At 35.1% G+C, this 22,205-nt stretch carries 17 protein-coding genes and 3 riboswitches; of the genes, 2 read left to right on the top strand and 15 right to left on the bottom strand.

Translation table 11 applies throughout. From position 1 onward, the window contains the following. Positions 1–48: 48 nt before the first annotated feature. Genes DJ93_RS15025 through DJ93_RS15010 form a run of 4 tightly spaced genes read right to left on the bottom strand, consistent with a single transcriptional unit; the run spans position 49 to position 2,858 of the window. The gene (locus DJ93_RS15025) at positions 49–798 is read right to left on the bottom strand and encodes an ABC transporter ATP-binding protein (RefSeq protein WP_042981650.1); all 750 of its coding nucleotides are present in this window, start codon (positions 796–798) and stop codon (positions 49–51) included. Next, positions 795–1,793, bottom strand: a complete 999-nt coding sequence (locus DJ93_RS15020; RefSeq protein ID WP_042981648.1) for an ABC transporter substrate-binding protein — start codon at positions 1,791–1,793, stop codon at positions 795–797. Before DJ93_RS15020 ends, DJ93_RS15025 begins: the two co-directional genes overlap by 4 nt. Beyond that, positions 1,790–2,566, bottom strand: coding sequence for an ABC transporter permease (locus DJ93_RS15015; RefSeq protein WP_042981647.1), 777 nt, complete (start codon positions 2,564–2,566; stop codon positions 1,790–1,792). The genes DJ93_RS15020 and DJ93_RS15015 overlap by 4 nt, the downstream gene beginning before the upstream one ends. Continuing rightward, positions 2,538–2,858: an MTH1187 family thiamine-binding protein gene (locus DJ93_RS15010; protein ID WP_000082900.1), complete on the bottom strand. Its 321-nt coding sequence runs from the start codon at positions 2,856–2,858 to the stop codon at positions 2,538–2,540. The genes DJ93_RS15015 and DJ93_RS15010 overlap by 29 nt, the downstream gene beginning before the upstream one ends. 100 nt (positions 2,859–2,958) lie before the next feature. Beyond that, a riboswitch (TPP riboswitch) is annotated at positions 2,959–3,060 on the bottom strand. Positions 3,061–3,324: 264 nt separating this feature from the next. Further along, positions 3,325–3,409: riboswitch (cyclic di-GMP riboswitch) on the bottom strand. Positions 3,410–3,691: 282 nt separating this feature from the next. Between DJ93_RS15010 and DJ93_RS15005 the strand changes: the two genes are divergently transcribed. After that, the gene (locus DJ93_RS15005; protein ID WP_042981643.1) at positions 3,692–5,005 is read left to right on the top strand and encodes an anaerobic C4-dicarboxylate transporter family protein; all 1,314 of its coding nucleotides are present in this window, start codon (positions 3,692–3,694) and stop codon (positions 5,003–5,005) included. Positions 5,006–5,072: 67 nt separating this feature from the next. On the opposite strand, the gene ilvA is transcribed toward DJ93_RS15005, so the two are convergent. From ilvA to DJ93_RS14970, 7 genes are all read right to left on the bottom strand, one after another. Beyond that, a complete protein-coding gene (ilvA, locus tag DJ93_RS15000; RefSeq protein WP_042981642.1) occupies positions 5,073–6,281 on the bottom strand; it encodes a threonine ammonia-lyase in 1,209 nt (402 codons plus the stop codon). Between the two features lie 210 nt (positions 6,282–6,491). Next, entirely contained in the window at positions 6,492–7,151 is a 660-nt protein-coding gene (gene thiE / locus DJ93_RS14995) for a thiamine phosphate synthase (RefSeq protein ID WP_042981640.1), read from the bottom strand. 15 nt (positions 7,152–7,166) lie between these two features. Next, on the bottom strand, positions 7,167–7,976 hold the full coding sequence (gene thiM, locus DJ93_RS14990) for a hydroxyethylthiazole kinase (RefSeq protein ID WP_042981638.1): 810 nt from the start codon (positions 7,974–7,976) through the stop codon (positions 7,167–7,169). Between the two features lie 68 nt (positions 7,977–8,044). After that, a riboswitch (TPP riboswitch) is annotated at positions 8,045–8,154 on the bottom strand. Between the two features lie 107 nt (positions 8,155–8,261). Beyond that, positions 8,262–9,209, bottom strand: coding sequence for a siderophore ABC transporter substrate-binding protein (locus DJ93_RS14985; protein ID WP_042981634.1), 948 nt, complete (start codon positions 9,207–9,209; stop codon positions 8,262–8,264). A gap of 75 nt (positions 9,210–9,284) precedes the next feature. Beyond that, complete coding sequence (locus tag DJ93_RS14980) at positions 9,285–10,043, bottom strand: iron ABC transporter ATP-binding protein (protein WP_042981631.1); 759 nt, start codon at positions 10,041–10,043, stop codon at positions 9,285–9,287. Then, positions 10,037–10,978 (bottom strand): iron chelate uptake ABC transporter family permease subunit, encoded by a 942-nt coding sequence (locus tag DJ93_RS14975; protein ID WP_374937181.1) that lies wholly within the window; start codon positions 10,976–10,978, stop codon positions 10,037–10,039. The genes DJ93_RS14980 and DJ93_RS14975 overlap by 7 nt, the downstream gene beginning before the upstream one ends. Before the next feature lie 19 nt (positions 10,979–10,997). Then, on the bottom strand, positions 10,998–11,951 hold the full coding sequence (locus DJ93_RS14970) for an ABC transporter permease (protein ID WP_042984216.1): 954 nt from the start codon (positions 11,949–11,951) through the stop codon (positions 10,998–11,000). A gap of 468 nt (positions 11,952–12,419) precedes the next feature. On the opposite strand from DJ93_RS14970, the gene topB reads away from it, so the two are divergent. Continuing rightward, positions 12,420–14,609, top strand: a complete 2,190-nt coding sequence (gene topB, locus DJ93_RS14965) for a DNA topoisomerase III (RefSeq protein ID WP_042981626.1) — start codon at positions 12,420–12,422, stop codon at positions 14,607–14,609. A gap of 41 nt (positions 14,610–14,650) precedes the next feature. On the opposite strand, the gene DJ93_RS14960 is transcribed toward topB, so the two are convergent. The 4 genes from DJ93_RS14960 to DJ93_RS14945 all read right to left on the bottom strand — a co-directional run bounded on the left by DJ93_RS14960 (position 14,651) and on the right by DJ93_RS14945 (position 22,066). Beyond that, positions 14,651–17,476, bottom strand: a complete 2,826-nt coding sequence (locus tag DJ93_RS14960; protein ID WP_042981624.1) for a YhgE/Pip domain-containing protein — start codon at positions 17,474–17,476, stop codon at positions 14,651–14,653. Between the two features lie 304 nt (positions 17,477–17,780). Continuing rightward, a complete protein-coding gene (locus DJ93_RS14955; protein ID WP_042981622.1) occupies positions 17,781–18,572 on the bottom strand; it encodes an endonuclease/exonuclease/phosphatase family protein in 792 nt (263 codons plus the stop codon). Positions 18,573–18,576: 4 nt separating this feature from the next. Then, positions 18,577–20,214: a PTS transporter subunit IIBC gene (locus DJ93_RS14950; RefSeq protein WP_042981621.1), complete on the bottom strand. Its 1,638-nt coding sequence runs from the start codon at positions 20,212–20,214 to the stop codon at positions 18,577–18,579. A gap of 187 nt (positions 20,215–20,401) precedes the next feature. Further along, positions 20,402–22,066 carry a glycoside hydrolase family 13 protein gene (locus tag DJ93_RS14945; protein WP_042981620.1) on the bottom strand — a complete coding sequence of 555 codons (1,665 nt, stop codon included), beginning with the start codon at positions 22,064–22,066 and terminating at the stop codon, positions 20,402–20,404. Positions 22,067–22,205: the final 139 nt, after the last annotated feature.

The following is a 22,205-nucleotide window of genomic DNA, read 5'->3' as shown; positions in this document are numbered from 1 at the left end:
AAAAAGTCTCTTAACAGCCATTACATTAAAGCTGTTAAGAGACTTTTATTACTTTCTCATATAAGGAGCTAATATCTTTAAAATTTCTGCCTTATCTTCTTTTAGCTCAAGAGATGTTAACATATCCATCGTTCTCGGGCGGGATAATTTCACATGTACTTCTCCTACAATTGATGCTGGTCTTTGTGACAAAATAAATACACGATCAGAAAGTAAGATTGCCTCATCTAAGTCATGTGTAACCATAACGATTGTTTGCTTTTCTTGATGCCAAGAATTTAAAAGCCAACGATGTACTTCCATTTTTGTGAACGCATCTAACTTTCCAAACGGTTCATCAAGTAACATAATAGGCTTTTCACATAAATACGTACGAAGGAAACTAATTCTTTGACGCATACCACCAGATAGTGCATCTGGATAGTGATCCGCATATTCATCCAGCTCAAATTGTTTTAATGCTTCTAGTCCTTCTGCAAGCCGCTGTTTCTTTGGCTTACCTTCAATTTCTAATGGCAGAACTATATTTTGCAAAGCAGATCGCCACGGAAGTAATAAATCTTGTTGTGGCATATAACTAACAACATCTTGGGTTTGCACCTGTTTATCGCTATATGTCACATCTCCGCTCGTCGGCTCTTCAACACTTGCAATCATATTTAATAACGTGCTTTTTCCACAACCACTTGGACCTACAAAAGAGACAAACTCTCCCTCTTTTATGGAAGCACTAATGTTTTCTAATACGTTCTTGCCATCGAAAGCTTTTACAACTTCTTTTATTTGTAATCCGCTCATTTTTCACTTGGAAGGAATTCATTTGTAAAGGCATCTTTTACATCAATTTTCTTTTTTATAACTTTATTATCATATAAGAAATTCATGTAATTCGTCCAAATTTCTTCCTTCTGTACTCCCCATGCTTTTGCATCATCTTGATACTTTGTACTTAACCATTTTTGACTTTCTTGTACTAAGTCTTTATTCACATCTGGAACATTTTTAATTAAAATGTCCGCAGCTTCTTTCGGTTCTTTAATTGCAAAATTATAACCTTCTGTCGTTGCAGTCATAAACTTTTTCACGAAGTCTTTATCTTGCTTCGTATGCTTTTCACTTGTAATAATAACAGGACTATAAAAATCGAGTGCTGGATCTAAATCTTTCACCATAATTGTGTTTAATTCTTTTCCTTGACGTTTTGCTTCAATACCATCCCAACCGTAATAAATCCACTCAAAGTCTGCGTCGCGACCAATTGATTTAAAGAAATCTGTTTGGCCAAGAATAATTTTTTCAACCTTATTAAAATCTGCTTGATGCTTGTCCATAATCGTCTTTAACGTCGCTTCTTCTGCCGGTCCTCCCCAGCCACCATAACGCTTACCTTCAAAACCTTTCGGTGAAGTAATATTATCTTTTTTAAGCGATGCAAAAGCAGATGTATTATGTTGAATAATTGCACCGACAGAAACAACAGGAATACCTTCAACACGAGCCAATGTTACATTTTCCTGTGCACTGATAGCAAAATCAGCTTTTCCTGAAGCAATCATTTGCTCTGCTGTAACATTATCACCTGGCTGAATGATTTCTACATCCAAGCCTTGTTTTTTATAATAATCTTTCGTCTTCGCTACATATAAACCAGTATGGTTTGTATTTGGGAACCAATCTAAAACAACTTTTACTTTCTTCTCTTTATTTGCACTCTCTTCTTTCTTCGCTGTATTACATCCGGCCACACCAACTGCTAATAATGCCGCTAACATAACCTTTAAACCTTTTTTCATTTTCTGCCGTCCTTTCTGTATATCCATGGTGCTGTTATTCTTGCCATAAACTCTACGATAAAATACAAGAATAATGTCACCATGACGATAATAGCTGCAACACCAAATACTCGAGCTGTTAAAAAGGATTTTGTTGCTCTTGTAAGCATAACCCCTAATCCTTCACTCGCTCCAAGCCATTCCCCAATAATCGCTCCCATCACGCTATATGTAACAGCAATTTTTAAACCTGAGAAGAAGTATGGAAGCACTGCTGGAAATTTTACTTTTTGGTAAATTTGCCATTTTGTCGCCTTCATTGTTTGTAATAACTTCAGCATATTTTTATCTACTGTTTGAAAACCTTCTAAAATGCTAAGAGCAATTGGAAAGAAGCAAACGAGAATAACGACCATTACCTTTGGCAACATTCCATACCCAAACCAAATAATAAATAATGGCGCGAGTACAACGATTGGAATTGTTTGCGAAATAACAAGCAATGGATTAATTAAAATACGAAATAGAGGTATTACATCCATAATGATAGCAATACTCGTCCCAAGTAAAATCGCAAAGAATAATCCGATTACAACTTCCTGTAACGTTTGCATTGTATTCGGGAATAATAAGTCTTTCATTCCAATTAATTCTTGAACAATTGCAGAAGGCTTCGGTAAAATCCACGGTTCAATTTTAAACAATGAAACAGATCCTTCCCATATCGCAATGAGAAGGATAAGCCAAATTGTTGTGATTGTTATGTTAGATCGCTTCTGGTTTTGCATATTCATCACGGTACTTCCAAACCTTTTCATCAATCGTTACACCAGTGCTTGGACGATAGTGAATTTTGATAGAAGTAATAACCTCTTCTGCTCCAGCATCGACGCAAGCTTGTTGTGCACGTTTAATGACATCAAGAAGTACATCTAATTCTCCTTCTAATGTTGTTTCCATTGCACCTACTTCATAGCGAACTCCTGATTGTTGAACAACTTCAATCGCTTTATCAACAACAGAATATACATCCTTTGTTTTTGCTTGCGGTACTACTGAAAATGAAATTGTAACTTGTTGTGACATACTGAAATCCCCCTTGCGAAATATGTTTATAAAAAAAGAAAAGACTTTCCTATCACGTAGGAAAGCCTTGTATGCAAGTTATTATAAAATAACATATGCTACATCACTTTAAGTAACTCCCTACGCTGGCATTATCCAGATCAGGTTGAGGGTCGATGTATGCTTACATCCTCTCAGCCAATTGGCTCCCCGGTCCTTAATTCGTTTTCATTGTAGCATGATTTATTTTATTGAACAAACAAAAGTATTATATGCAGTGAAACGTTAATTCGTATTTTTTATCCCTGCTAATGATGAGCCCTCACTAATCATGATGTTACAGGCAACTTACTTCTTCCTAATTTACTGCAATTTAAGGTGGTAGTAACCATAACAACACATAACATAGTGAATTACAAAAAATATATATAAATTCATAAAAAAAAGACCAATGTAAAATAGCACTGGTCAAAACTAACCCTATCCGTCCGGTAACTGGCTAGCTTAGTCCTTTGACCTTAGCTCCGATAGCTTTGCATCCTTATGTTTCCACAAGTTTGCCTTTCTCGCTGAACGAGTTAAACGATATGGGAGTTCTATGAGAATTACAAATTCTCTTTACAAAGATTACAATATAAAAATTAAAATGTCTATTTATTTAAATATATAAATGTGAAATTTTAATGTATTATTTTTTCGAAATAATTTAATAAAATGAGTGAATGTTACTTTTTTTGTGTTATATAATAAAAAAGGTATATAAATAAAGGTTTCTTTCGGATGTTTTGTTAATTTTCGTTAAAATTAAACTATTCAAATATATCTTAATCTATGAATTTCGGAGGTAGTTTATCATGTTTTGGCTACAATTTCTCACCTTGCTACTCTGTATTTTTATTGGCGCACGCCTAGGTGGAGTCGGCTTAGGAGTAATGGGTGGAGTTGGTATGGCAATACTTGTATTTGTCTTCCACTTACAACCTACAGCTCCCCCTATTGATGTTATGCTCATGATTTTAGCAGTAATTACAGCTGCTGGAGCCTTGCAAGCTGCTGGAGGAATGGATTATCTTGTCCACCTTGCTGAAAAAGCATTACGAAAAAATCCAAAGCGCATCACATTTTTCGCTCCTATTGTCACTTATTTATTTACGCTATGCGCAGGGACTGGTCACGTTGCTTATTCTGTACTCCCTGTTATCGCCGAGGTATCACGTGAATCAGGTATTAGACCAGAACGCCCAATGTCAATTGCCGTCATCGCTTCTCAACAAGCGATTACAGCAAGCCCAATCTCAGCTGCTACAGTTGCACTTTTAGCAATGTTAGCTGATTATAAAATCACTTTACTAGATATTTTAAAAGTAAGTATTCCTTCTACTTTCATCGCTTGTATGTTAGCTGCTTTCGTTGCTAGTAAAATGGGTAAAGAATTAAATGAAGATCCGGAATACTTGAAACGACTAAAAGAAGGTATGATTCCAAAACTTGAAGAAAAGAAAGAATTTATAGGTGCAAAGGGTGCTAAATTATCTGTTATCCTCTTTCTATTCGCAACTTTCTTTGTCGTTCTTCTTGGTTCTTTTGAATCCCTTCGTCCAGGATGGATGATTGATGGAAAACTAGTTCGTCTTTCAATGCCAAACACAATTGAAATGGTTATGTTAACAATTGCTGCTCTTATTATTATTTTCTGTAAACCAAATGTGGAAAGCATTGTATCTGGTAACGTCTTTAAAGCAGGTGCTACAGCAGTTGTTGCTATTTTTGGTATCGCTTGGATGGGAGATACATTCTTCAATGGAAACTTAAATATGATTCAAGGTTCCATTCAACATTTAGTGACAAGTGCACCATGGCTATTTGCCATCGCATTATTCATTCTATCTATCTTGCTGTATAGCCAAGCAGCAACAGTGCGTGCTTTAATACCACTTGGATTATCACTTGGTATTCCACCGGCATTACTTATTGCTATGTTCCCTGCAGTAAATGGTTATTTCTTTATTCCAAACTACGGAACAATTGTTGCCGCAATTAACTTTGATCGCACTGGTACAACAGGCATCGGTAAATACGTATTAAATCATAGCTTTATGATTCCTGGTCTTATCGCCACATTTACTTCTATTGGAATTGGAATGCTCTTAATTTCAATCATGTTTTAAAGAAAAAGCACAAACCTTTTATCATTGTAGGTTTGTGCTTTTTTATCAAACGTTTGTTGAAATCTTTTCAATCGATAACTTCTACAGTGTATCCTTTCTTTTTTAAACCGCTCAATACTTCTTCAATATGATTTCTATCTTTCGTTTCTAATGATAAATGTAGTTGCGCATATCCTGGAAATACCTTTGTACCAATCCGTTCTAAATATATATTTAATACATTCGCCTCAAAACTTGTTACAATCTCAAGTAAGTGTTGCAAATATCCAGGTTTATCTTTAATCATTGTTGCGATATGAACGAAACGCCCAGCTTCAACCATTCCATGCTCAATAATACGCGCGATAAAGTTTACATCGACATTGCCACCACTTAGCACTGATACGACCTTTTTTTCTTTTATTGGGATTTTTTGATAAAGTAAAGCAGCCAATGAGCTCGCACCGGACCCTTCGACCAACAATTTATTCCGCTCAAGAAGCATTAACATCGTCCGTGCGATTTCCATTTCATCTACACAAAACACATCGTCCACATAACGTTGCACCAGCTCAAAAGTTAAATCTCCTGGTCTTTTTACTGCAATACCATCAGCCATAGTCGGTGCCCCATCTACTGTTATTACTTTCTTTTCCTGAAGTGATTGCTTCATTCCTGGACAAGCAAGCGCTTGTACACCATATATTTTCACCGATGGCTTTTGTTCTTTAATTGCCATCGCAACTCCTGCAATTAATCCTCCTCCTCCAATCGGACAAATAACAGCTTCTACGTCTTCAAGTTGTTGTAAAATTTCCAGCCCGACTGTACCTTGACCCGCAATCACTGCTTCATCATCAAATGGATGTACAAATTTTGCTCCTGTCTTCTCTTTTAAATCTAGTGCGTAAGCTAATGCATCATCAAATACATCACCTTGTAATTCTACATGAGCGCCATACCTTTTCGTCGCAAGCACTTTACTTAACGGTGCACCTTTTGGCATTACAATCGTACAAGGAATACCGAGCATACTACTAGAGTAAGCAACTCCTTGCGCATGATTTCCAGCGGATGCTGCAACAACACCATTTTCTAAATCACCTTTCTCAAGAGAAACCATTTTATTATAAGAACCACGTACCTTAAAGGAGCCTGTCTTTTGTAAATTCTCAAGCTTTAAATATACTTCATTCTGTGATAATTCACTAAATGTGCTCGAATAATCTAACGGTGTCATATGTACAATGCCTTTCATTTTCTCATAAGCAGCTATAATATCCTGGAATACAATCATGCCTTCGCCTCCGAAACAATATATGTTTATGCATATTAGTTTAAGCGGCATAGTTTGTTTTATACGACAAAAGAACAGTACTTCTCTATTGCAAATATTTTCGCATCAAAAAGCTCTCCTCTATTTTTTCTAAATTACACCCCTAAAAGATTGAAAAGCAAAAATAATAAACAAAAAATCATGCAGCATTTTATGCTACATGATCTTCTCTTACAAACTCTTATTTACTTCCTCAGCTAATTTCTTCGCACTTTCACATGCAGAATCCGCTAAACTAATTGCGGAAATAACTGAAACTCCATCTGCACCTGCCTCGATAACAGAAGATACATTTTCTATTGTAATCCCGCCAATACCGACAATTGGTGTAGTAATACCCTCTTCTCTGAAATGACTTAATCCTTTCGTTCCTTGAACAGCTTTCGTATCCTTTTTTGTACTCGTTGGGAAAATAGGTCCAACCCCTAAATAATCTGCCCCGTTTTCAATTGCCCAGCGTGCCTCTTCAATTGTATGTGTAGATACTCCCACAATTTTATCACCCATTTTTTCACGAACGGATGTAATCCCTTCGTCATCTTGCCCGACATGAACACCGTCTGCATCTAATTCAATAGCTAATTCTACATCATCATTCACAATGAAAGGGACACCATATTCCTTGCAAAGTGCCTGTAATTCCTTTGCAAAATACAATCTATTCTCTCCAGTTAAAGCATTTTCTCCCTTTTCACGAAATTGAAAAAGTGTCACTCCGCCATCTAATGCTTCTTTTAATACGTGTAATGGATCCTTCGTGCAATTATTACTTCCCATAATAAAATACACTTGCAGTAACTTGGACATTTCACTCGTTTCAATGCGCGCCATTTCTTTCATCCCCTCTTACTCTAACTCCTCTATCTTTCCATGCTTCTCAACATCATCTGAAGTCGTATTCGCTAACTGATTTAAAAATTCGATTTGGAAGCTTCCTGGTCCGCTTTCTACCGCTCTGGCAGCTGCTAGTTCTGCTGCTACTCCATAAAATGTTAATGCGGAAACTGCTGCTTTCACATAATCTTTTTCAACTGCTGCAAATGCTCCCATTACAGAAGTTAATAGACAACCTGTTCCTGTAACTTTCGTTAAAATTTGATGACCATTGCGAATCATAAATGTTCGCTCTCCATCTGTAACAATATCTTCTTTTCCAGTAATGACTGCAACTGTATTTAGTTTATCTGCTGCCTGTTTCGCGATACTTACAACATCACCATTTCCAGTACCAGCATCCACACCTTTAATTTCCCATTTCTCATTAATAACATTAGCCATTTCCGCTGCATTCCCGCGGATCATCGCTAAATCTACTTCACTTGGAATATATCTTGCAACTTCCGTTCGATAAGAAGTTGCGCCTGCACCAACTGGATCAAACAATACTGGTATTTGGTGGGTATTCGCTGATTTACCAGCAAGTAACATCGCCTCTACCTCTTCATGGCGCAGTGTGCCCATATTCAAAACGAGTGCGCCAGCAATACTAGCCATTTCTGCTACTTCTTCTTTTGCATATGCCATAACAGGCGATGCTCCTAATGCTAATAAACCGTTTGCTGTAAAGTTTGTTACAACAACATTTGTAATATTATGCACGAGTGGGTTCGACTCTCTCACCAATTCCACTACTTTACTAATTTCTTTAACATTCATGTTTTCATCTCCTAACTTCATGATGGGAGATACACAAAAAGACACTTTGCATACGCAAAGTGTCTGAACATGTGCTTTTACACTCTCCCTACGCTGGCATTATCCAACAGGTTCAAATGGTCAATGACGGATTAGTCATACTCTCAGTTTGCATCCACAAACTCCCATGTGTTTTCTTATTCATCTACTTCAGAGTCTACTCTTATTCTAGTGAAATAACAAGTGCTTTACTTTCGTATGTAAAAAGAGTGATAGGAAGTTCATCCTATCACTCTTTTCACATTATTATTTTAAAGCTTTTGATACTTCTTTTACCATTTCTGATACAGACTCAAGTCCGCCACCAGATAAGTACCAGTAGTTTGCATCAAGGTAAACTACGTTACCGTTTTTCGCAGCATTTGTTTTGCTTACAAGTTCGTTTTCAACTACTTGTTTCGCAGAAGATTTACCGCCTACAACAGCACCTCTATCGATTACGAATAAGTAATCTGGATTTTTCTCAAGAATGTATTCGAATGAAACTTTATTACCGTGTGTATCAGCTTTAACTTCTGGATCAACAGGAGTTACTCCAAACACATCATGAATAATACCGAAGCGAGATTGTGGACCGTATGCACTTACTTGACCATCGTTTGCTAAAATTACTAAACCTTTTTTATCACTTTTCTTCGCTTTTTCATTTAATGCTGCTACATCTTTTTCAACTGCTGCAATTTCTTTTTTCGCTTCATCTTCTTTACCGAAGATTTTCGCTAATGTTTCTGTGTTTTCTTTAAATGATTTCATGTAATCTTTTGTATCTTGTTCTACGTAAATTGTTGGAGCAATTTTTTCAAATTCTTTATATGAATCAGCTTGTCTTCCAGAAATAATAATTAAATCTGGATTCATTTCATTAATTTTTTCGAAATCTGGTTCTTTTAAACCACCAACGTTTGTATACTTTTTATCTTGATATTTAGAAAGGTATTTCGGTGTGCTTTTTTGCGGTACGCCTGCTACTTCAACACCTAATTTATCTAATGTATCTAATGAACCGAAGTCAAATACTACGACTTTTTTCGGATTCGTCTTAACTTTTGTTTCTCCTAATTTGTGCTTAATCGTAATTTCTTTTGATTTACTTTCACTCGCTTCTGTCTTCTTGTCAGTAGAAGCATTATTACTACATGCAACAGCGACGATAGCAAGCATGAAAGTTAATAGTAGCATCGCTAATTTCTTCACTTCAATCACCTCAATAAAATTTTTAAAATTATTTTAAATCGATAGCACCTTAGTACTATCAAAAATAACTTCCTCTTATGAAAAATAAATACAAATGTTATTTCCAGCTATTTCTTCTATATGAATATCCATATCATAAATACTCCTTAAAACATCTGGATCGATAATTTCACTTGTTGGTCCTTCTTTCATTACTTTTCCATCTTTCAAAGCAACGATATGATCGGAGTAGCAAGAAGCAAAATTAATATCATGGATTACGATGACAATTGTTTTCCCAAGTTCTTCAACTAATCGTCTTAACACCTTCATAATCTGTACGGAATGCTTCATATCTAGATTGTTAAGCGGTTCATCTAACAAAATGTATTCAGTGTTTTGAGCAATAACCATTGCGATATATGCTCTTTGCCTCTGTCCACCACTAAGTTGATCTAAATATTTATGCTGAATATCCTCAAGCTCCATATAACGAATAGCTTCCTCAATATGATCCCAGTCTTCCTTTGAAAGATTCCCTTGTGAATAGGGGAATCTACCGAAGCTAACTAATTCTCGAATAGTAAGTCTTAAATTAATATGATTCGTTTGCTTTAAAATAGAGATTTTCTTAGCAAGCTCATTACTTTGCCATTCGCTAATTTCTTTATCCTCGATATAAACCTCACCAGCATCTTTTTTTAGTAATCTACTAATTATAGAAAGAACTGTACTTTTTCCAGCTCCATTTGGACCAATAAAAGACGTGATCTTTCCTTTTGCTATTTTAATAGAGACATCTTCAACAACATTTTTGTTTCCATATTGCTTTGATATATTTCTTACTTCTACCATGACTTGCTCTCCTTTAATAGAAGATAAATGAAGTATACGCCACCAACAAAGTTAACAATGACACTTAAAGTCGTGTTAAATTCGAACACTCTTTCAACAATCAACTGTCCACCTACTAGGGCAATAATACTAATAAAGACGGAACCTATTATTAAATATTTGTGTTTATATGTACGTAAGCATTCACGTGCAACGTTTACTACAAGTAATCCTAAAAACGTAATTGGTCCTACTAACGCTGTAGAAATAGAAACTAAAATTGCAATTACAATTAAAAGCTTCTTCACAACTTTATCGTAGTCTACTCCTAAATTAATCGCTTCTTCTCTCCCGAGTGATAGCACATCTAATAACTTCAGCTCTTTATACACGTAAGCAAGAACCAATACAATTCCAATGATAGATGTCACGAGTAACTCTGTTTTCACGTTATTGACACTTGCGAACATTTTCCCTTGTACAATTTGAAACTCATTTGGGTCAATAAGTACTTGCATAAAGGATGATAAACTTTGAAAGAATGTCCCAAATATTAATCCGATTAAAAGTAGGAAATAAATATTATTTCCTTCTCTCTTAAACAGAAACTTATAAAGAAAGAGTGAGAAAATCACCATTAAACTTACCGATATAAGAAAGTTAACGTTTGTATTCATCATTGCAAAATGCTGTGATCCAAATACAAACACAACAAATGTTTGAATAAACATATAAAGCGAATCTAAACCGATAACACTCGGTGTTAAAATGCGGTTATTACTAATCGTCTGGAAAATCATAGACGAAAACGCAATTGCTCCGCCTGTTATGACCATCGCCAATAATTTCTTACCTCTTCTTGGCAAGGCATAATCTAATGTGTTCATATTTAAGTTAATAAATAAAAATATCCCAATGACTATAACCGATACAATGGCAAGTACTGCCAACATCATCTTATGATTTATTTGTTTTCTATGCTGCATATGCGTTTCTCCTCATCAATAAATAAAGGAAGATTCCGCTTCCGATTACTCCTACTGTAAGACCAATAGAAATCTCGTACGGATAAATTACGACTCTGCCAAGTATATCGCAAGCTAGTACAAAAACCGCTCCTAATAAGGCAGTATGAGGTAAGCTATTTTTCAAATTATCTCCGCGGTAAATAGAAACGATATTCGGAATAATAAGTCCTAAAAATGGAATCATTCCGACAGTTAAAACAACTAATGCAGAGATTAAAGAAACAATAATAAGTCCAATATTTAGTACTCGATTATAATTCATCCCTAAATTCGCAGCAAAATCTTCTCCCATTCCAGCAACGGTAAAACGATTTGCATATAAAAAAGCGATAATTACAAGCGGGATACTTAAATATAAAATTTCATATCTTCCTTTCATAATCATTGAAAAGTCACCTTGTAGCCATGAATTGATATTTTGAATTAAGTCATATTTATAAGCAAAGAATGTCGTAATAGAACTAATAATATTCCCAAACATAATCCCAACAAGTGGAATAAATATCGCATCCTTAAACTTAATTCTCTTTAAAATTTGCATAAATAAAAATGTACCAGCTAATGCAAAGACGAATGCAACAAGCATTTTCTCAAGAGGACTCGCTGTCGTGAATAACATTAACGACACTAACACTCCGAGCTTCGCACTATCCATCGTACCCGCAGTTGTTGGGGATACAAATTTATTTCTGCTCAGCTGCTGCATAATTAAACCGCTTATACTCAGGCTCACACCAGCAACGATAATACTGATTAGACGCGGTAACCTACTGATGAATACAATTTGCATTTTATCTTGATCCCAATGCAAAATATCCTTTAGGCTAATGTCCTTTACACCAATAAAAATAGAAGCAATTGATAAAACAATAAGCATAATAAACAAATATCTTTTTTTCATAGTTTCTTCATGGTGCAGATTATGTTCTGTCGCCATCACTTGATTTTAAACAGATTATAATCCTATCATTTTATCCCCCTCATCTATTTATAGAATGATAGAAATCATAACTCTTATTGATGGAAACCTCCTCTTGCCACTTTCTTTATATACTACGATTAAAATGAATTTCATTATCAATTAAAAATACAATTCATATGTATTAATCCGCTTTATCACATATTATTTTGGCAATATTTTGGTAACCTTCTTTAATGATAATGAAATTCATTTACGATGTCAACGCATCCACCTTAAAATATGACATTCATATCAATCTTTTATTTATATACGTAAAAATTTCAAGTGAGGAATTTCATTCACCCTCCTTCCATTCAATAGTAAAAAGTTAGAATCTTCGACATAACTGTTTCCAAAAAGGATGTATGCTATATTTAACTTATGGAAATTTGAAAGGGTGTTTTAAATATGGCAAAAAGTGTTGTAATTGCTGAAAAACCTTCTGTTGCACGTGATATCGCACGTGTACTGAAATGTGATAAAAAAGGAAACGGCTATCTTGAAGGTAGTAAATATATTGTTACTTGGGCTCTAGGTCATCTCGTTACATTAGCAGATCCAGAAAGTTATGATGTGAAATATAAAAAGTGGAATTTAGAAGATTTACCAATGCTACCGGAACGTTTGAAATTAACAGTAATTAAACAAACTGGAAAACAGTTTAACGCTGTGAAAAGTCAACTACTTAGAAAAGATGTAAATGAAATTATTGTAGCGACAGATGCAGGCCGTGAGGGAGAATTAGTTGCTCGTTGGATTATTGATAAGGTTCGAATTCATAAACCGATCAAACGTCTATGGATTTCATCTGTTACGGATAAAGCAATTAAAGATGGGTTTGCAAGTTTAAAGCCAGGCAAAGCATATGACAACTTATATGCTTCAGCCGTTGCACGTTCAGAGGCAGACTGGTATATCGGTCTTAATGCAACACGTGCATTAACGACTCGATTTAACGCACAACTAAACTGCGGTCGTGTCCAAACACCTACTGTAGCTATCATTGCAGGTCGTGAAGACGAAATTAAAAACTTTAAAGCTCAAACATACTACGGTATCGAAGCTCAAACAACTGACAAGTTAAAATTGACTTGGCAAGATGCAAAAGGCAATGGCCGTAACTTTAATAAAGAGAAGATCGATACGATTGTGAGAAAGCTGGATAAACAAAACGCGACTGTCGTTGAAATTGAGAAAAAGCAGAAAAAATCATTCGCTCCTGGTCTTTATGATTTAACTGAACTACAACGTGATGCGAATAAAATCTTTGGTTACTCTGCAAAAGAAACATTAAACATTATGCAAAAATTATATGAGCAACATAAAGTGTTAACGTATCCTCGTACAGATTCACGCTATATTTCATCTGATATCGTCGGAACACTTCCAGAACGTTTAAAAGCATGTGGCGTAGGAGAATACCGTCCTTTAGCTCATAAAGTATTACAAAAACCAGTAAAATCGAATAAATCATTTGTTGATGATAGTAAAGTAAGCGATCATCACGCGATTATCCCTACAGAAAGCTATGTAAATTTCTCAGCTTTCACAGATAAAGAACGTAAAATTTATGATTTAGTTGTAAAACGTTTCTTAGCCGTTTTATTCCCGGCCTTTGAGTATGAACAACTAACATTACGAACAAAAATTGGTGACGAAACGTTCATCGCACGTGGCAAAACAATTTTAAATTCGGGTTGGAAAGAAGTATATGCGAATCGATTTGAAGATGACGATGCAGCTGACGATGTGAAAGAACAAATCTTACCTCGCATCGAAAAAGGCGATACATTAAACGTAAAACTCATTGTCCAAACATCAGGTCAAACGAAAGCACCTGCACGCTTTAATGAAGCAACATTACTTTCAGCGATGGAAAATCCAACGAAATACATGGATACGCAAAACAAACAACTCGCTGACACGTTAAAATCAACTGGCGGATTAGGTACTGTAGCTACACGAGCTGACATTATCGACAAGTTATTCAATTCATTCTTAATTGAAAAACGTGGTAAAGATATTCATATTACTGCAAAAGGCCGTCAGTTACTTGATTTAGTGCCAGAAGAATTAAAATCTCCTACACTAACTGGTGAATGGGAGCAAAAACTTGAAGCAATTGCAAAGGGTAAATTAAAAAAAGAAGTATTCATTTCAGAAATGAAAAACTATACGAAAGAAATTGTTGCTGAAATTAAATCGAGCGATAAAAAATATAAACACGACAACATTTCAACGAAAACTTGTCCAGACTGCGGCAAACCAATGTTAGAAGTAAACGGCAAAAAAGGCAAAATGCTTGTATGCCAAGATCGCGAATGTGGTCATCGTAAAAATGTATCCCGCACTACAAATGCTCGCTGTCCTCAGTGTAAAAAGAAACTAGAACTTCGTGGTGAAGGAGCAGGCCAAATTTTTGCATGTAAATGTGGCTATCGCGAGAAACTTTCTACATTCCAAGAAAGACGCAAAAAAGAGTCAGGCAACAAAGCCGATAAACGTGATGTCCAAAAATATATGAAACAACAAAAAAAAGAAGAAGAACCATTAAATAATGCATTCGCAGAAGCATTAAAAAAATTAAAATTTGATTAAGCAAAAAGGTTCCTACCGCTCTCGGTAGGAACCTTTTATTTTTAATGAATGATTTTACTTCCTTTTGCATTCTCAACAAATTTTTCACTTGATTTGTTAATTGGTGTTTTCAGTAATAATGCAGCAACAATCATGACTACTACGAAAGCACTTAACACAAGTAGATCTCTAATTACTACATCCCAAAGCATTCCACCTACTGTTTCACGAATGGCACTAATTGCATATGTGAATGGTAAGAACGGATAAATTGCTTGGAAGAACGCTGGTGTCATTTGAATTGGGAATGTTCCACCCGATCCTGCTACTTGCAGTACAAGTAAAATAATCGCCATCGATTTCCCAACGTTTCCGAAAATAGAAACGAGTGAGTATACGATACAAACAAAGACTCCCCCAATAAATAAACTAAATAACACAAACCAGAATTTATCAACTACGTACGTACCGAGTAAGAATATATCCCCCATCGATACGATAAATGCTTGCGAAAGGCCTATCGTTAAGAATGTTAATAGACGTCCAAAGTATACTTCATGGCTCTTATAATTCGCGCCTTCTTCATGTACTTCTACCGTTAATAGTGACACCATTAATAGTGCGCCTACCCATAGTGCAAGCACTGTATAGAATGGTGACATCGCTGAACCGTAGTTCGGCATCGCAAATAATTTATTCTCTTTTAAATTTACTGGATTTGCAAAGTAATCACTTTGCTTTTCAACATCATTTTTCAATAAGCGTATGATGTCTTTTATATCCTCTTCTGATTCAAAATCACGAATTTTATTTGCTAATTCTTTAATCTTTTTCTCAGTAGCTGGCATTTCAGCTTTAATATCTGTTAATTTCTTTTTACCATCTACTAAGCCTTTTGATGAATCTTCTAGTAATTTTTTAACATCTGGAAGCTTTTTGTCTGCTTCGCTTAAAATTTGAGTTGTGTTTTTAGACATACGTTTCGTACGTTCAATTGCTGTGTTAAAGTTTGGAACGATTTCTGAATCATATGTTGCTAAGAAATCTCCTAATTGAGCTGAAGCATTTTTAGTTGCTTCATTAATACTTTCTACAACCTCTTTTGTAGGCTTCTGTCCATTGTTAATTAATGTAGTTGCCTTATTCGTTGCATCTATACCTTTTTGAACAGCATTTTGTGCTTTATTCAATTTTGCAATTCCATTATTAAGGTTTTTGTCACTATTTACATCTGCTAATACCTTATTTGTGCTTTCTAGAACCGGAATCGCATCACCAATTAGATTCTTAGTAGCTTGTAATTCACCATTTAAATTGTTTAAAGCTACTTTTGTGCTATCTAATCCATTAACACCTCTATTATTTACGTCTGCTATAATACCTTCAAAAGTATTTTTTGCCTTATCATATTCATTTTTCACAGTATCGTATGCTCCATTTGCATCAGCTTTCGCTTGATCAACTGTGCTAACTGCTTTTTTATAATCTGCTACAAATGTTTCATTGTAATCTTTTTCAGCTCGATCGATTAAAGCATTAGTTTCATTTAGTTTCTGATTGATTCCATCTCGCACATCTTGTTTTACTTCTTGACCTGTACTAATTACATCATTTAAATGTTTAAATCGATTATTCAAGTCTTGTTGTCCATCTTTAATAGCTGTTAAATGCTCTTTTCTTGTTTTAAAGAAATTTTGACCAAATTCAGTTTGAGCTCCTTGCTCTAAACGAGCCATAACATCAATTACATAAGAAAGATTATCAATATGCGTTTGAAGATTATTAGATATAGTCGCAATATTTTTCTTAGCTATCTCTGGATCAACACTCCCATTTTGTAATCCATTTACAACACTTTGCGCATACGCTGTTCCTGCACGTGCCGAGTTTAAAACATTATTCACTGTTTGATTAATATTTCTTGCAATATTTTTATAACCTTCATCATTCAACTTTGAAAGATCCGGACGCGCTGGAAACTCAGGTAATCCCTTCATACCAGAAAGGTCTATCCCTGGATTCATTAAAAAGTTCGTAAACGTATTTGCTTTATCCATTACATCTTTAGCCGTTGTTAAATGATTTCGTATCGTCCCAGGAGCATTTTGCAATGTTTGATCGTTGTTTGCAAAGAACTTATCTAAATTCCCTAACGCTTCTTGACCATCATTAATAACACTTTCTACAACTGGCAGCTCTTTTTGCGCTACTTTCACAACATCCTCTGCTCGAGTCGCATCATCTAATGCCTTATCCATAAGTGTATTCATTTCTGGGAACTGCGCTTCTAACTTAAATACAAGATCTTTTACTTTCTCGATACTTGGTAAGTTCGTTTCTAAATCGATTCCAAGGTCATTGAAGATTTTAAAAATCTCACCGTTTGCTGTTTTAACAAAGTTTTTACTAATTTCTTCTGTTATACCTGATGCACCTTTAGCAGTAATTTTTGGTGCAATGGCATTTACTTTTTCATTTACATAGTAATCAAGTTCTGGTTTCTTCGGGTTGTCGCTAATAACTGTAGCAATCTTTTCAGAGAAATCTTCCGGAATTGTAATACTTGCGTAATAATCACCACGCTCAACTCCGTAAATTGCTTGCTTCTCATCAACAAATTTCCAGCCAAGATTTTTGTTTTTCTTAAGTGAATCTACAATTTCTTTCCCGATGTTAATGTCTTTCCCTCTCAAGTTTGCCCCAACATCTTGGTTAGAAACCGCAATGGGAACCTCTTTTGTATTTCCGTACGGATCCCAAGAGGCTTTAATGTTAAACCATGCATATAACGATGGTAAAATCATTAGCCCTAATACAATAACAATTGCAGCCCAATGTTTGGCCACATTCCGTAAGTCTGTCTTATAAATACGCCAAATTTGTTTCATATAAGCTATCACCTAATTATATATTTTTCCTTCTTTAGAAAATGATACATACATTTTGCAATTATATCACTTCCTACATCGTGGATTAAACGAAAATGCACTATGTTTCCAATTAAATCTTTTACTTACTTCATTATATAACGAAGTAAAAAAAGTATGCATACAAAATGACCAAATTGGTTTTACATTCAATAATAACAAATATATAGGAAATGTCATAAAAAATACAAGTATTTTATCTTGGAAATACTTGTATTTATAAAAAAACCTCACAGTTTTTCATTATCTGTGAGGTTTTCTTCTATTATATGTCTAATTTAACTTCTACACCGAAATGATCTGAAATTACATTTCGATTTATGCCATTGAAAATGACTTTTGAAGAGTTAACGATTTTACTTTGATTACTTAAAATCAGGTCGATTCGTAAATTTTTTTTATTTTCGTCCCAACCAGCAATTTCACCTTCTACAGTGGTTCCCTCATCATTCTCTATAGCGAGTTCGTACGTATCATACAAGCCTTTTTGCATGAGATAATCATAACCTTCGCCTTGCACGCGAGCATTATTATTAAAGTCTCCCATTAAGAAGGAAAGCTTGTTACTGTTCACATGCTCCATTAAACGATCTACTTGCCCTCGGAATGGTTCTTCATCATCATTCCACCAACCGAGATGACACGAGTAAAATGTTATATTCTCACCTTTATAAGAGATTGTCGCGCTTACAATTTTACGCGTTTTCCAATACGAAGTATCCTTATTTTCTGATACAAAGAAAGTGTCTTCTTTTACGACTTCATGCTTCGTTAGGATTGCTAAACCTTCTTCGTACACATCATAGCCAATATGAGAGAAATCCCAAACGATAGTGTATTCTCTTACATTTAGCGCTCTAAGCTCTTCTAGTAATAAAAGTCCGAAATTATTCTTTTTCTTGTTACCGCATACATTTTCAGCCCTTATAGACTGGCTTACTTCTTGCAGTGCAATAACATCATAATCTTCTTCTTGAATTACCTTAGCAAGATACTTTATTTTTTCGATTTGATTCTCTTCTTGCCAGGAGTGACAATTTAAAGTTAGCAGTTTCATTTTATTACGCACCTAACATATCTTGAATGTCTGATTTTAATACGTCCGCTTTTGGACCATATACAGCTTGTACACCTTTATCCTTTACAATAAGGCCTAAAGCACCGTTTTGTTTCCACTGTGCTTCTGGTGCAACTACATTTAAATCTTTTACTGTTACACGTAAGCGTGTCATACAAGCATCTACGTCAGCAATATTATCTTTCCCGCCTAATAAATCAATAACCTTTGTTGCTAATGAACCATCTTGTACATTTCCTGTTCCTTCTGATGACTCATCTTCATTATCAATATAGTTACCTGCACGACCTGGTGTTGGTAAATTGAATTTTTTAATTAAGAAATTAAATAGTGTAAAGTTAAGACCAAAGAATACTAATGAAACGATGACAAAGTTAATTAAGTCTCTCATTAATCCCGCATTGACCATCATTGGTGTACGTGTAATTAATTCAATAAATCCAAATGCATGAACACGTAAGTCAATTAAATCCGCTAATGCGAATGCAAGCCCCGTTGTAATTGCATATACAATATATAGTACTGGTGCAATAAACATGAACATGAATTCAATTGGTTCTGTTACACCTGTTAAAAATACTGCTAATGCAGCTGATAAGAACATTGGTTTATATTTTGCACGTTTGTCTTTATCAACATTTCGGAACATCGCGAATGCGATACCAATTAAAGCTGCTGTTGAACCGATAACTTGTCCTGCTTTGAAACGAGCTGGTACAACATTGTTTAATAAATCGTTATACGCTTTTGTGTCACCATTTGCTAATAAGTTATTTAAATCTGTAATCCATGCAAGCCATAATGGATCTTGTCCTGCAACAATTTGACCAACTTTTGATCCAGTTAACATCGTATATGTTCCACCAAGTTCCGTATAGTTCATCGGAATCGTTAACATATGATGTAATCCGAATGGTAATAATAAACGCTCTAATGTTCCATATACAAATGGTGCAACAACTGGTGCACTGTCTTTAGAAGCTGCAATCCAGCGTCCAAATTCATTTAATCCGCTTTGGATAAATGGCCATAAAAGTGATAATACAATCGCAGTGACTGTAGACCAAACAATTACAACGAATGGAACAAATCGTTTTCCGTTAAAGAATGCCAACGCTTGTGGCAATTTATTATAATTGTAGTATTTGTTATATAAAGTAGCTCCTAAGAAACCTGTGATAATCCCTACGAAAACTCCCATGTTTAGTGCTGGTGCACCTAGTACAGAAGTAAAATAATCTTTTACAAGTAAATCTCCTGCTAATAATGAAGAAACTTCCGCTTTTGAATCCGCTAACATTTGAGCGTTTACGCCAAATATAGCTCCTGTGATTCGGTTCGTTAAGACGAATGCTAATAGTGCTGCAAACGCACCACCTGCGCGGTCTTTCGCCCAAGATCCCCCAATTGCTACTGCAAATAAAATATGTAGATTTGTAATAATCGCCCAGCCGATGTCTTCCATTACTCTAGCGATTGTATGAACTGCGTTAATATCCCCAGCAGACATACCGATGAGCTTACCGATGGAAATCATTAAACCAGCTGCTGGCATAACAGCTACAACAACTAATAATGCTTTTCCGAACTTCTGCCAAAAATCAAAAGACGTAATTTTCATCTGTTCTTCCTCCCCTGTATTTATAACATCCCTAATGATATAGATTATAATTGCTTTTTCTCTTATGAAAACGATACCTTCTAACGCAAACGTTTTCATAAATCTATTTTAATAAAAGCGTTTTCATATTGCAATACAAATTTATATTTTTTCATAAAAAAAGATGCTACGAGAGCATCCTTTTTTATTATGAAATACGATAAACCCTTGTTTCATAAGGCTTCAGCGTTATTCCAGTAAGTTTTTCATGTTCTAACACTTCATAGTTATTTAAAAGCAAACGTTTGCGTTCTAATGCGAATACATCCTCATTATATACAGCTTCCTGGTTCGAAATGTTGCTAATTACAATTATTTTTTCATCCTGCAATGTACGTGTATATGCGTAAATTTGCGGATCATCTTCTAAAATTAAATCATACGTACCATAATTAAATACATCGTACTCTTTTTTCAGGGCAATCATCTTCTTATAGAAATTGAAAATAGAATCAGCTTCATTTTTCTGCTTTTCAACATTAATTTCCTTGTAATTTGGATTCATACCAAACCACGGTGTTCCCGTTGTGAAGCCAGCATTAGTCTCGTCATTCCACTGCATAGGTGTACGTGAATTATCACGACAAGATGCCCATATAATTTCCATCATTTCTTGATGCGACACGCCTTCTGCAATTTTCTGACGATATAGATTTTTAATAGCTACGTCATCATAATCTTCAATATTCGGGAATTGGACATTCGTCATACCAATTTCTTGCCCTTGATAAATAAACGGTGTTCCATGCATAAAGAAATACATTGCTCCTAGAGCTGTTGCACTTTCACGCCAATATTGTTTATCATCGCCCCAAGTAGAAACAATACGTGGTTTATCATGATTCTCAATATATAATGCATTCCATCCCTTATTTTCCAATCCTTTTTGCCACTTCGTTAACACTTTTTTTAGTTCAACAACATCAAGCTCTTTCTTCTTTTCTGCATCCCATAAGCTTAAATGTTCAAACTGAAATACCATATTAAATTTACCGTTCTCTTCTCCAACCCAAAGATCGGCATCTTCAATTTTCACACCATTCGCTTCTCCAACAGTCATAATATCGTATTTAGCAAATGTGTTTTCTTTTAACTCTTCCAATAGTGGCTGAATACCATCTACATTCATATGTTTATCAAAAGATGGTACATACTTTAGTCCTTCTGGATTCAGCATATCCTGTAATCCATCTTCTTTCTTAATGTGACTAATTGCATCAACACGGAAGCCATCGATACCTTTATCTAGCCACCAATTAACTGTATCATATAGTACTTCACGAACTTCTTTATTCTCCCAATTTAAATCTGGTTGTTTACGCGAGAATAAATGTAAATAGTATTGATCTGTCACTTCATCATATTCCCATGCAGAGCCACTGAAAATACTTTCCCAGTTATTTGGTTCTTCACCATTTTTAGCATCGCGCCAAATGTACCAATCACGTTTCGGATTATCTTTAGAAGAACGTGATTCAATAAACCATGGATGCTCATCACTTGTATGATTAATAACTAAATCAATAATTAACTTCATATCGCGCTTATGCACTTCATCTAATAACTCATCAAAATCAGCCATTGTACCAAATTCGTCCATAATATCTTGATAATCGCTAATATCGTAACCATTATCATCATTAGGCGATTTGTACATTGGACAAATCCAAATAACATCTATACCAAGATCCTTTAAATAATCCAGTTTCGCAATAATTCCTTGTAAATCACCGATACCATCACCATTAGAATCCATAAAACTACGCGGATAAATTTGATAAGCGACAGCTTCTTTCCACCATGTTTTCTTCATAAATAATTCTCTCCTTTTGCACCCTATAAAATTTATGCAAACGTTTTCGTAACACTATCATAACAAAATATGAAGAGTTTGCAACTGTTTTCATTGAACTATACGTAGATTCTCTATTCTTATGCTTTTATTTATCTCA

Origin of the sequence: Bacillus clarus (assembly GCF_000746925.1) — a bacterium.
GTDB classification, from domain to species: domain Bacteria; phylum Bacillota; class Bacilli; order Bacillales; family Bacillaceae_G; genus Bacillus_A; species Bacillus_A clarus.
Note: the sequence above shows the minus strand (reverse complement) of the source record. Positions and strands in the feature narration are given on the sequence as shown.